We start from the raw sequence: 11,665 nt of genomic DNA on the forward strand, positions 1-11,665 counted from the left end.
GACTGCACGGAGGGGTGTGCGATGCCGAGCTACAACGACCTCAGACCCGATACCGACTTCGAAGACCGCGACTTCGCGAGGGTCTTCCCGCACATGACCGTGGCGGAGCGGATGCGCTGTATCGAGGGGCTCATGCGGCTCAAGACCGGCCTCAACACGAAGGTCCCGCCACGCCGGACGGAGGCGAACCTGCTATTGGCGAGCTGGAACCTGAAAGAGTTCGGCCACACCACGCAGCGTCTGCCCGAAGCCTACTTTTACATCGCCGAGATCCTTGCCGCCTTCGACCTGATCGCGGTGCAGGAAGTGAAGTCGACGCTCAAGGACCTCGACCTCGTGATGCGGATCCTCGGGTCCGACTGGCGCTACATGGTCAACGACATCACCGACGGGGCGGACGGCAATTCCGAACGGTCGGCCTATCTCTACAACACCAAGCGGGTGGAGCTGTCGGGCCTCGCCGGAGAGATCACGCTATGGGACGAGATCACGGCGGACTCCGACCTCAAGCAGCTCAAGCGCGCGCCCTACATCACCGGCTTCCGGTCCGGCTGGAAGCAGTTCGCGCTGGTCAACCTTCACCTGCAGCCAGACCGGACGGCGTCCGAGGCCCGGCTCAGGGCGGAGGAAGTGCGGCTGCTGCTGAAAGCGCTCGAGGCGAAGCGGAAGGGTCTCTGGTCGGACAACCTCGTGCTGGTCGGCGACATGAACCTCTATCGCTCTGTCGATCAGCCGGTGATCGACGCCTTCGCCGCTGCCGGCTTCGTCGAGTGCGGCGCGCTCGACGGGATGACGACCAACGCCAGCGGAAGCGAGGCCTATGACCGGATGTTCTTCCGACAGAACGATTACTTCCGGTTCGAGACGGACGAGGAGATGCGGGAGCAGGGCGGCGTCTTCGACTTCTTCGACCACGTCTACCGGGACGATGACTGGCCGCCCTACCGGGCGGAGATGGCTGCCGATCACACCAATCCGGACAAGGCAGCGCGGATCCCGACCGACGATGCGGTCGCGCGACGCTATTTCAGACATCCGTGGCGCAAGAACCAGATCTCCGATCACCTGCCGATCTGGGTCGAACTTGTCATCGACGATTCCGGCCGGTTCCTGTCGGAGAAGCTGTCGGAACTCGCGGCCCCGGTCTGACCGGCGGACCGCAACTGCCCCCGGTAGCGGATGAGAGGTCCGACCAGCGGCAGGGAGAGTGCGACATCGAAACTCGCTCGGGCGTCCTGCACCTCTTCGCGGGTGACGCTTTCGGGGAGCAGGCGGCGCGGTAGCGGGATACCGAGGAGGCTGCCTCCGGTCACTGGCCATGTCAGACCGGCCTCGTCCGGTCGCAGTGCGATCGTGAATCGCAGTGGGCCGAACCGTTCGATGATCTCTCCCGTGCCGTCCGCGCCCGAACGAAGATGCGAGCGGAACCGCCGCCCCGCGAAGTTGCGAGTCCAGTGTTCTACGGCGCCGGAGCGCTCCATCGTCACCGTGACCGGGATGCGGTCGCCGGACGCCGGAAATCCCATGACGCTACAGATCATCCGCGCGGCGAGGGACGGCCCCCGGTCGACGCGGGCGAGGCCCTGACAGGTGCGATGGTGCAGCACGGTGTGCAAGTCCCGGATCTGATCTGGCAAGCGGTCGAACGCGGGGCCGAGCGTCTGTCGGAAGATCGGGGTGACGTCGGTCTCTCTCCGCTCGAAGGTAATGCCGTGCGGGGCGCAGGTCACTTCGAACTCCGACAGGTCGAACAGGCCGAGTGCGGGGCGCGCACCGGGATCGAGCGCGCCGCGCGCGAGCTTCCGGCAGAGGATCGCGGCGGGAATGGCCGGGATCTCCGGCCCTTTGCCCGCGCCGGCGATAAGCCACCACTCGCGCTGCACGGATGCGCCATCCCGCGTCAGCCCGCTTACCGTCACGCGCATCGCGCCGGTATCGGTGCCGAACCGCTCCATCCAGTCGGCGATGCGTTTCAGCGGGCGTGCCAGCGGGGTCAGCGTGCCGAGCCCCGCACGAATGGGCAGCGACATGAACCAGAGGCCGAAGTGCATGATCTTCAGCTCTAGCCCCGCCCGAAACTCGACGGACCGGGCGGCGTAGTGTTCGGGGAACAGGGCGAGGTCCGGCGCTCCGATCAGGCAGGACCAGCGGCGCAGGGGGCCGACCCTTTCACGACGGGGGGCGGACCATCCGGGGACACTTCGTGTTTGGTCGCCGGTATAGATCCTGAGCGGTCTGCCGGCCTGTGCGAGGATCGCCTGCATCACTGAAAGACCGCGCGGCGCGCGGTTGCCCGGCAGTATGACCGATGAGATCAGGTGCAGGTCCGTGATCCCCTGCGAAAGTGCCTCCACCGCGGCAGAGGAGACGGCCGGTACGCTCGACGCGCCGGAGATCGCAACTCGGCCCGCGTCGAGAGCCACGCGGTCGAGTTCGGTGATCGAGACGGTGAACGCGGCATCATCCGACAAATCGACGTAGTGCGCCCCTGCCGACAGCGCGGTGCGGGCGACACGCAGCGGGTCGGTGCCGTAGGATTGGAAGGGGCCGGCGGCGTCCACCACGATGTCCGCGCCCGCCGCCGCGATGGCGGCGTGCAGGAGGTCACCGTCCCTGTCGACTTGCAGGGGGCGGCCGCCGTGGCGCGCCGTGTGTGCCGCCGCCTTCGACAGGGTCCGGCCGGCGACGATCACGTCGAACTCCGGCTCGTTTGCAAGCGCGATGGCCAGCCGTGCTCCGAACGCGCCGTAACCGCCGAGAATCAGGACGCTGGTCGTCACGCCGGGCTCCGGAAGGTGATCGAGGTGGGACGGTCGAAACCGGCGTGCGCCGTCCGTCCTGTTTCGATGAAACCGAGCGCCCGGAAAGTGGCGTGGTTTTCGACAAGCTCCACCCGTGATTGGAGTTCGAGCGCCGGCAGGCCAAGTGCCTGCGCTCGTTCCCGCGCGACCGAAACCAGATGGCGGGCGAGTCCCCGGCCTCGCATCGCCGGCGAGACCGCGATCTTGCCGAGGTAGAGTACGTCCTTGCGCGGCGTCAGCTGCATCGTCGCGACGGGCGGGTCTCCGATCACCCAGATCTCGGTCCGAGCGGCGCTTTCGGTGAGTGTTTCAATGGTCAGGCGATGCATGGACGAGGGCGGGTCGATCCGCCCGTCCATGTAGGAGAAGCTGCTGCGGATCAGCTCCAGCACGTCAGGCAGCGCCGCATCCTGCGCGTCGATCCGCCGACAGATCGGATTTTCCGGACTTCTGGCGGAGACATGCACGTTTTCTGCACCTCGGGCATGGATAACCGGACTCGCCGATTATCGGATGCCCGTCCAAACTCGCCCTATTCATTCAGCGTATTAAGGCCGATTCCACATGAAACTGTCCCCAGCCCTGTCGTTTGCTGTCCTCGGTGCCTTTCTGGCGGTAGCTGCCTTGTCCTCCCTGTTTTGAGGGACAGACGAACGCCTCGACATAGCGGGTCGTGACCTTGACGAGGTCGTCGACCGGCTTGCGGCTGTCCAGCCGTAGGATCGGGCAGGACAATGTCGACAGCCAGCGTTCGTGGGTCGCACGGCTGCGGCCGGTGAAAGCCGGGTCGTCGTAGCGTCGCGCCCAGTCGAGGAAGGCAAGATAACGGTCGCGCACCGGGCCGGGGAAGGTCGCGTCCCCGCCAAGGCGGCGCGCCTCGCGCTCGCGCAGACGGTCCATCCGGGTCGCGGGGTCGAGGGTCATGAAGATGACGATGTCGAAAGACGGTGTGATCGTATCGCCCCAGCCGAGCAGCGAGCCGGAGAGCACCCAGCCGGGACGTGGCAGAAACATCTGCTCCATCAGGTCCAGCCGCTGATGCGGGTCGCGCTTGATCGTGTAGGCGGGATCCGTGGGCAGCCAGTAGAAATCGTCCGTGTCGTGACACGGAACGGACCAGTCCTGCGCCAACGCCCGCCCGAGCGTCGTGGTGCCCGAGCCGGAGGCGCCCGTGATATGGACGCGAATTCCCCTCATGCCGCGGACAGTGCGAAACTGTCATAAAGGCGTCAAGTATTTAGCTCGGCGATCCTTTGCCGGGCGGAGTTCGATTTCGGCAGCCAGAGCCCCCGGTCGATGGCCTCCTGAAGCCGGTCGGCGATCTCGCGCAGGGCCGGGGCATTGTGGCGCTCGATGAAGTCGCGCGTGTCGTCATCTTCGAGGAAGGCCGATTCCACGAGGTCGAAGTGGTGATTCTTGACGGCGCGGGTCGTGGCGGCGAAGGCAAACAGGTAGTCGACGGTCGCCGCGATCTCGAACGCGCCCTTGTAGCCGTGGCGCTTCACACCCTCGATCCACTTCGGATTCACGACGCGGGAGCGGACCACGCGGGAGATCTCCTCGTCCAGCGTGCGCACGCGCGGTGATTCGGGGCGGGAGTGGTCGTTGTGGTAGATCGGGCGGTCCTCGCCCTGAAGCGTGGCGACCGCGGCTGCGGCGCCGCCCTCGAACTGGTAGTAGTCGTCGGAGTCGAGGATGTCGTGTTCGCGGTTGTCTTGGTTCTGGACGATGGCCTCCGTCTCGCGCAGGCGGGCCTCGAACCCTTCGCGGTCGCGGGTGCCGTCCTTGCCGGCGGAATAAGCGTAGCCGCCCCACTCGAGGTAGGCCTCGGCGAGGTCCTTGCGCTCCGACCAGATGCGTTCGTCGATCAGCGCCTGGAGGCCGGCCCCGTAAGCGCCCGGTTTGGCGCCGAAGACGCGGGGGCCGGGCGCGGTCGTGGCCTGATTCATGTCGGCGGGCTCATCGAGCTGCTGGATCGCGCGGGCGGCGCTGTCGAACAGGTCGATGAGCTGCGGGAAGGCATCGCGGAAGAAGCCGGAAATCCGCAAGGTCACATCGACGCGGGGCCGGGCGAGGGTCGAGAGCGGCAGCACCTCGAAGCCGGTCACCCGGCGGTTGGCGCTGTCCCACGTCGGCTTGACGCCCATCAGGGCGAGGCCCTGCGCGATGTCGTCACCGCCGGTGCGCATGTTGGAGGTGCCCCAGGCAGTCAGCAGCATGGCGCGGGGCCAGTCGCCCTCGCGCTGGAGGTGTGTGTCGATCAGGAGCGAGGCGCTCTTCCAGCCGAGCTTCCATGCGGTCGGGGTCGGGACCGCCCGGCTGTCGACGGAGTAGAAGTTGCGTCCGGTCGGGAGGGTATCGAGCCGGCCGCGCGTCGGAGCGCCCGATGGACCGGGCGGGATGGCGCGTCCGTTCAGCGCGGTGAGCAATGCCTGCCCCTCGTCCGGGCCGCAGGCCGTGATGGCGGGACGGATGGTTGCTTCGATCCTGTCGAGAACCGCCGCGCTGGCGGGGCCCGGTGGGAGACGCTCGGCTGCGCCGTCGCCCCTCCCGCCGTCCCGCAGGAGGCGTTGCGACAGGAGCTCGAGGCGCTCGACCGTGTCGCCGTGGGTGCGCCAAGTGTCCGTCGACAGGTCGGCGAGGTCGGCGGGTTTCTCCGCCGCCGGCGCGGCCATGTCGCAGTCGAGCGGGTCGATGGAGAGCGCGAGGTCGGCGGCCAGCGCACGCAGCAACGACGCGTCGCCCCCCTTGCCGTCCCCCCGGGGAACCCGGGCGAGCGCGATGGCGAGGTCGCGTTCCTGCTCGCCGGTCGGGCTGGTGCCGAAGACGTGCAGGCCGTCGCGGATCTGGGCCTCCTTCAGCTCGCACAGCCACGCGTCGAGCTTGCCGAGGTCTTGGTCGCGATCCCCCGACAGCCCGGCGTCAGCGGCGAGGCCGGTGGCCTCGGAGAGGGACAGGATCTCCTTGCCGAGCAGTTCGGTCCGGCGTGGGTCGACGCCGGCGGCCTCGTAATATTCGTCGACCAGCGCCTCCAGGTCGCGGAGGGGGCCGTAGCTTTCGGCGCGGGTCAGGGGCGGCGTCAGGTGGTCGATCACCACGGCGGCGGCACGGCGCTTGGCCTGCGTGCCCTCTCCGGGGTCGTTGACGATGAACGGGTAGAGGTGCGGCGTGGGCCCGAGCGCGACTTCCGGCCAGCAATCCGCCGATAGCGCGGTGGCCTTGCCGGGCAGCCACTCGAGGTTGCCGTGCTTGCCCATGTGGACCACCGCATGCGCCTGCCAGTGGTGGCGAAGCCAGAAGTAGAAGGCGAGGTAGTTGTGCGGCGGGACGAGGTCCGGGGAGTGGTAGGTATCCTCGGGGTCGATGTTGTAACCCCGCGCCGGTTGCAGCGCGACGACCGCGTTTCCGAAGCGATGGATCGACAGGGCAAAGTCCTCGTCGGCGAGGAACGGGTCCTGCTCCGGCGGGCCCCAGCGGTCAAGGACCTGTTGCTTCACGTCCCAGGGGAGCGCGTCGAAGTGCTGGCGGTAGGTCGTGAGCGCGAGGCGTTCGCCACCTTCGCGTTCCGCCCGGTCCGTGAGCCAGTTGGTCGGCCCGGCGAGGAGGTGCTGCATCAGGGCGTCGGCGTCGTCGGGGGCCCGTGTGTCGTATCCTGCGCCGGCCATCAGGCGCAGCGCGTTCACCGTGGCGGCCGGCGTGTCGAGGCCTACCCCGTTGGCGAGGCGGCCGTCCTTGTTGGGGTAGTTCGCAAGGATCAGCGCGACGCGACGGTCCTTTTCGGGGGTCGTGCGCAAGGTGCACCATGCGTGCACCAGCCGAGTGACCCAGTCGATGCGATCGCCCTGGGGAACGTAAGTGGCGATCGGGCACTCGGTCGCGTCGTCGAAATAGGCCTCGTCCTTGAAGGAGATCGCGCGGGTCAGGATGCGGCCGTCGACCTCGGGCAGGGCGAAGTTCATTGCGATGTCGCGAGGAGAGAGGCCCTGCGCGCTGTCCGCCCAGGCCTGCTCGGACGTGGCCGCGAGAACGGTCTGGAACACCGGGGCGCCGTTCGCGGCTGGGCCGGCGAGCGGGTTCTCGGCACCGCCGCCGTCGGGCGTGCCGGTGGCAAAGGCGGTGGCGTTCAGGATGACGGAGGGCGGGGCCTCGGCGAACAATTCGTCCAGCGTGGCGCGGGAGAGGTCGTCCTTCAGCGATGCGACGAAGATCGGCATCGGGTTCAGTCCGGCGCGCAGCAGGCTGCGGGTCAGCCGGTTCACCGGGGCGAGGCCGGCCCCCTGCACAAGGGCGCGGTAGAAGACGATCGGCACGACCGGCGCGCCATCGGTCCAGTGGGCGCGCAGCGTCTCGAGAGACGGCGCGGCCTCACCCGGCCAGACGAGGCCGGCGCGCAGCAGGGCGGCGGCGCGGGGCGGGCGGTCGGCCTCGTCGCGCGCCATGTTGCGGGCGGTGACAAGCGCGTTGGTCGCGTTCTGCGGACCACCTTCGACGAAGTACGACCAGAGCGCGTCGTAATCCTCGGCCGGGACGGTCGAGAGCTCGCGCAGCTCGGGGTCCGGCTTGTCGTCGCCGGGCAGGAAGGCGACGGGCACGCCGGCATCGTGCAGGCGGGCGGCATATTGCGTGAAACCGTAGCGCCAGTAGCCGGCACCGCCGAGCAGGCGGGCGACCACCAGCTTGCAACGGGTCGCGCAATTGTCGAGGTGGAGGTCGACGCTCATCGGGTGGCGCAGGTGCGCGAGGTTGGCGAGCCGCAGTGTCGGCGGGTCGTCCATCGCGGCGCGCGCTTCGGAGAGGGCGGCGAGTTCGGTATCTGCGGCGGAGATGACCAGCACCTCGGCGGGCGTCTGGCCGAGGTCGACGGGCTCCTGCCCGTCGTCGACGGTGCCGGGTGTGGCGGCGAGGAGATGCATTCAGACGAACCGTCGGGCTGGTGGATGCGAAGGGAGCCTCCGGCGGGAGTATTTCCGGCCAGATGAGAGAGCCGGGAACCCGTCGGGGGCAGTCGGGCTTGGGATGATATGACCGACCAGAAGAAAAATCCGCTCGATCGACCGGCGAAGCCTGAGGAGCATACCGCCACCGACGAGGCGAAGGAAAAGCCCGCGCGCGGGCCGGAGGACCTCGGCAGCGGTACGGGAAAGCGGAAGCACTATCCCGACGAGCCGAAAGCCGACGACTGAGCGCACCTCGCTCAAAGCTTCTTTTCCATGAAGATCGACGAGGCGGAGGCGCCGTAGTCGCCGAACGGTCCGCAGGGCACGAACCCTGCGCGGGCATAGAGCCGGTGCGCGGCCCCGAGGCTGTCGCCGGTTTCGAGCTTCAACACTGGGAGGTTCAGCGCGACGGCCCACTCCTCGATCTTCACGAGGATCATCGCGCCGATCCCCCGGCCCCGGGCGGCCTCGGCGGTGAACATGCTCTTCACTTCGCCGTAGCCGTCCTTCACCGCCAGCGCGCCGGTGCCGAGCACCTCGTCGCCTTCGGTCGCGGCGAAGAAGTGGACGTCCTCACCGGCGAGTTCATCGACGGAGAGGTAGAAGTTGTCCTCCGGCGGGAAGAGCGCCTGCATCATGGCGTGGCTCTCTTCCAGCAGGGCGCGCGGGCCGGGATCGCGCGGATCGGCGATGGCGACGCGGATCACGGCGCGAGCCCCGCGATGATCGCCTCCCTGTCGAGCCCGGTTTCGCCGATCACGACGAGGCGGGTTTCGCGCGGGCCGTCGATTGGCTTGTCGAAGTAGGTCTCGATCCGGGGGCCGACCGCCTGCAGCGTCAGACGCAGGGGTTTGCCCGCGACCGTGGCGAAGCCCTTCAGGCGCAGGATGTCGTGCTGGCGGATCAGGTCGGCGACTTTCTCGGCATAGGCCTTCGGGTCGGCGATCTCTCCGGTGGTGACGACGAAGCTCTCGAATTCATCGTGGTCGTGATGATGATCGTCGTCCTCATCGGCGTGATGGTGGTGGTGCACTTCGTGCCGGGCCTCGACATCGGTTTCCGCGGCGAGGTTCTGGCCGAGCAGGACCTCGACCGGCAGCACGCCCATCGTCGTCTTGATGACCTGAACGCCGGCGCGGCTTTCGGCCTTGAGCACGGCGGAGAGGTGGTCGCTTTCCTCTTCCCCCAACAGATCGCTCTTGTTCACCACGATCATGTCGGCGCAGGCGATCTGGTCGTCGAACAGCTCTGACAGCGGGGTCTCGTGGTCGAGATTGTCGTCCATCGCCCGCTGGCGGTCCACAGCGGCGGTATCATGGGCGAAGCGGCCCTCGGAGACAGCCTTGCCGTCGACCACCGTGACGACGCCGTCCACGGTGACCCTGGTCGAGAGGCCGGGCCAGTTGAAGGCGCGGACCAGTGGCTGCGGCAGGGCGAGCCCGGAGGTCTCGATCACGATGTGATCGGGGGGCAGGTCGCGGGCGAGCAGCTTCTCCATCGTCGGCACGAAATCCTCGGCGACGGTGCAGCAGATGCAGCCGTTCGACAGCTCCATCACGTCGTCGTCTGTGCAGGTCTCGTCGCCGCAGCCCTTCAGGATGTCGCCGTCGACGCCGAGGTCGCCGAATTCGTTGATGATGAGCGCGATCCGCTTGCCGTTGGCGTTCTGGAGCATGTTGCGGATGAGCGTCGTCTTCCCGGCGCCGAGGAAACCGGTGACGATGGTGGCGGGGATCTTGGCCATGTTCTGCCTTGTCGGGAAAAGGGTGCGGGCGGCCCCATCAGCAGGGCCGCCTCGTTGTCTGGTCGGATCAGGCGCCGGTCATCGCGGCGAGCAGCGGGCCTTCGAGCGTTTCGAGCGCGAGGAAGACGCCGACACCGGCCACCGCAGCGCCGGCGAGGCGGGCGTTTATGGACGATGCCTCGGTCGCGCCGAGCAGGCCGCGGGCGACGAACTGGGCGCCGAGCGCGATGGCGTACTGCGTGATGGCAAGGAAGAGCAGGTAGCCGACCAGCACCGCGCCACCGACGCCACCCTCCTGACCGGCGATGGAGCCGGCGAACGCGGAGCCGTGGAACAGGCCGAAGACGGCGAACAGCGCCACGGCAGTCGTCAGCGACAGCGCGCGACCGGCGAGGATCACGCCGCCCAGCACGAGCAGCGAGAGCACGATGACCGTCTCGACGGCGGGCAGGCCGAGGCCGGCGTAGGTCACGAGGCAGCCGACGATCATCGCGGCGACGTAGGCCAGCGGGGCCATAAGACGGGCCGGCGTGAAAGCGGCGGCGATGCCCATGGCGGCCACGAAGAACAGGTGGTCGAAGCCGAGCACCGGATGCCCGACGCCCGACAGCGCGCCGTGTGCGAAGGTCTCCATCGGCATCCCGCCAAGCGGGTGGTGCGCGAAGGCGGGCGTGGCGGCGAGGGTCGCGGCCGCGGCGGCGGTAAGGATACGTTTCATCTAGATTTGGTCCCCTTCGGTTCATCAAAGGGGGTTGTCTCGTCGGGAAGCCGGGCGTTGTCCTTGCGCGGCAGACCCCTACGGAACACCCCGTCCGTGTTGCAGTCTCCACGGGACCTCATGGTCCCGCGGTGCGCGGCAGGTCTCCTGGCTTGCGGGTCGTCACGGTTCGCCGCCTTCCCGGTTTCCCAGTGGCTTCGTGGCGAACCGCTCACCGCTTACAGTCGCGGGGGCGGCTGCGGCATTGGGCCTCCTGATTGGATCGGCCCTCACCGCATTCCCTATTCATCCCGGGGGAGTCCTGCGGACTCCGGACGGGAACCGAGCACGTTCTTCTTGCGGGCGGGGCAAGGGCGCTGTCAAGCGCCGCCGTTCGCGTCGGCCCCCTCCCGGCCGGGCGTCAGAGGCGGATCGGCTTGCCGGTGCGGATGCTCTCGTCCGCGGCGAGGCAGATGTGCAACGATGCGACCGCGTCGGTCATGTGCCGGTCGAGGTCCACACCCTCGGTGATCGCGCGGTAGAGGAAGTCCTGCTCCCGGTCGCAGAGGTCCTGGTGGCCGGGCTCGTCGGACATGTCGAGCCACTCGTCCTCGCGCAGCAACTGATCGTTGCCGTCCATCTCCGCATGGTGGACCCGGATACGGGAGGTCTGGGTGTGGGCGTTGATGTCGGCGGAGTGAGCGCTTTCCTCCATCACGATGGAGACCGCACCGTTCGGGGACATGACATCCTTCACGAAGTAAGCGGTTTCCGAGATCATCGGCCCCCACGCCGCTTCGTACCAGCCAGAGGACCCGTCTTCGAACAGCACCTGGAACTGGCCGTAGTTGTACATGCCGTCGGGCAGGCCCTTGGCGAGCGTCGTGCCCATGCCGCGTACCTCCACCGGTCGGGAGTCGGTGATCTGGCACATCACGTCGACGTAGTGGACGCCGCAATCGACGATCGGGGAGGTGGTCTGCATGATCGACTTGTGGATGCCCCACGCGGCGCCGGAGGATTGCTGGTTGAGGTTCATCCGGAACACGAACGGACCGCCGAGCTTGCGGGATTCCTCGATCAGACGCATCCACGACGGGTGGTGGCGCAGGATGTAGCCGACGACCAGCTTTCGGTCGTTGGCCCGCGCCGCCGCGACGACACGCTCCGCGTCCGCCACGTTGGCGGCGAGCGGCTTTTCCACGAAGACGTGCGCGCCGGCTTCGAGTGCGGCAACGGCAAAGTCGGCGTGGGTGTTGGTGTGCGTCGAAATCGACACGACGTCCGGCTTCAGCTCGTCCAGCGTCGCCATGAAGTCATTCATCACCGGGTAGCCGGACAGCTCCTGCGGCAGGGTTGGGGTCGAGCGGTTCACGAGGCCGACGATCTTGTAACCGGGGTGCGCGTGATAGGCGAGCGCGTGGCTGCGCCCCATCTGGCCAAGACCGACGACCAGGACGGAAAGGGGTTCGGTGCTCATCGGATG

10 protein-coding genes and 1 riboswitch are annotated in these 11,665 nt (G+C 67.9%); of the genes, 2 read left to right on the top strand and 8 right to left on the bottom strand.

Annotation, left to right across the window (positions count from 1 at the left end; all coding sequences use genetic code 11):
• Window positions 1-21: 21 nt before the first annotated feature.
• Entirely contained in the window at window positions 22-1,149 is a 1,128-nt protein-coding gene (locus I8N54_RS00905) for an endonuclease/exonuclease/phosphatase family protein (RefSeq protein ID WP_140194382.1), read from the top strand.
• Here the strand turns inward: I8N54_RS00905 and I8N54_RS00910 are convergent.
• The 4 genes from I8N54_RS00910 to cobN all read right to left on the bottom strand — a co-directional run bounded on the left by I8N54_RS00910 (window position 1,062) and on the right by cobN (window position 7,714).
• Complete coding sequence (locus I8N54_RS00910; RefSeq protein ID WP_140194381.1) at window positions 1,062-2,780, bottom strand: SDR family oxidoreductase; 1,719 nt, start codon at window positions 2,778-2,780, stop codon at window positions 1,062-1,064. The genes I8N54_RS00905 and I8N54_RS00910 overlap by 88 nt on opposite strands.
• A complete protein-coding gene (locus tag I8N54_RS00915) occupies window positions 2,777-3,235 on the bottom strand; it encodes a GNAT family N-acetyltransferase (protein ID WP_231592661.1) in 459 nt (152 codons plus the stop codon). Before I8N54_RS00915 ends, I8N54_RS00910 begins: the two co-directional genes overlap by 4 nt.
• 106 nt (window positions 3,236-3,341) lie before the next feature.
• Window positions 3,342-3,998 carry a P-loop NTPase family protein gene (locus tag I8N54_RS00920; RefSeq protein ID WP_140194380.1) on the bottom strand — a complete coding sequence of 219 codons (657 nt, stop codon included), beginning with the start codon at window positions 3,996-3,998 and terminating at the stop codon, window positions 3,342-3,344.
• A 32-nt stretch (window positions 3,999-4,030) separates the two neighbouring features.
• The gene (cobN, locus tag I8N54_RS00925; protein WP_140194379.1) at window positions 4,031-7,714 is read right to left on the bottom strand and encodes a cobaltochelatase subunit CobN; all 3,684 of its coding nucleotides are present in this window, start codon (window positions 7,712-7,714) and stop codon (window positions 4,031-4,033) included.
• Window positions 7,715-7,822: 108 nt separating this feature from the next.
• Between cobN and I8N54_RS00930 the strand changes: the two genes are divergently transcribed.
• Entirely contained in the window at window positions 7,823-7,984 is a 162-nt protein-coding gene (locus I8N54_RS00930; RefSeq protein WP_197097553.1) for a hypothetical protein, read from the top strand.
• Window positions 7,985-7,995: 11 nt separating this feature from the next.
• On the opposite strand, the gene I8N54_RS00935 is transcribed toward I8N54_RS00930, so the two are convergent.
• The 4 genes from I8N54_RS00935 to I8N54_RS00950 all read right to left on the bottom strand — a co-directional run bounded on the left by I8N54_RS00935 (window position 7,996) and on the right by I8N54_RS00950 (window position 11,659).
• On the bottom strand, window positions 7,996-8,445 hold the full coding sequence (locus I8N54_RS00935; protein WP_140194378.1) for a GNAT family N-acetyltransferase: 450 nt from the start codon (window positions 8,443-8,445) through the stop codon (window positions 7,996-7,998).
• Window positions 8,442-9,482, bottom strand: coding sequence for a cobalamin biosynthesis protein CobW (gene cobW, locus I8N54_RS00940; protein WP_140194377.1), 1,041 nt, complete (start codon window positions 9,480-9,482; stop codon window positions 8,442-8,444). The genes I8N54_RS00935 and cobW overlap by 4 nt, the downstream gene beginning before the upstream one ends.
• A gap of 67 nt (window positions 9,483-9,549) precedes the next feature.
• Window positions 9,550-10,200: a HupE/UreJ family protein gene (locus tag I8N54_RS00945; RefSeq protein WP_140194376.1), complete on the bottom strand. Its 651-nt coding sequence runs from the start codon at window positions 10,198-10,200 to the stop codon at window positions 9,550-9,552.
• A 120-nt stretch (window positions 10,201-10,320) separates the two neighbouring features.
• Window positions 10,321-10,541, bottom strand: a riboswitch (cobalamin riboswitch).
• A gap of 59 nt (window positions 10,542-10,600) precedes the next feature.
• Window positions 10,601-11,659 (bottom strand): Gfo/Idh/MocA family protein, encoded by a 1,059-nt coding sequence (locus tag I8N54_RS00950; protein WP_140194375.1) that lies wholly within the window; start codon window positions 11,657-11,659, stop codon window positions 10,601-10,603.
• Between the last annotated feature and the right edge of the window lie 6 nt (window positions 11,660-11,665).

The sequence above is a fragment of the Pelagovum pacificum genome (assembly GCF_016134045.1).
Lineage (GTDB): Bacteria > Pseudomonadota > Alphaproteobacteria > Rhodobacterales > Rhodobacteraceae > Oceanicola > Oceanicola pacificus_A.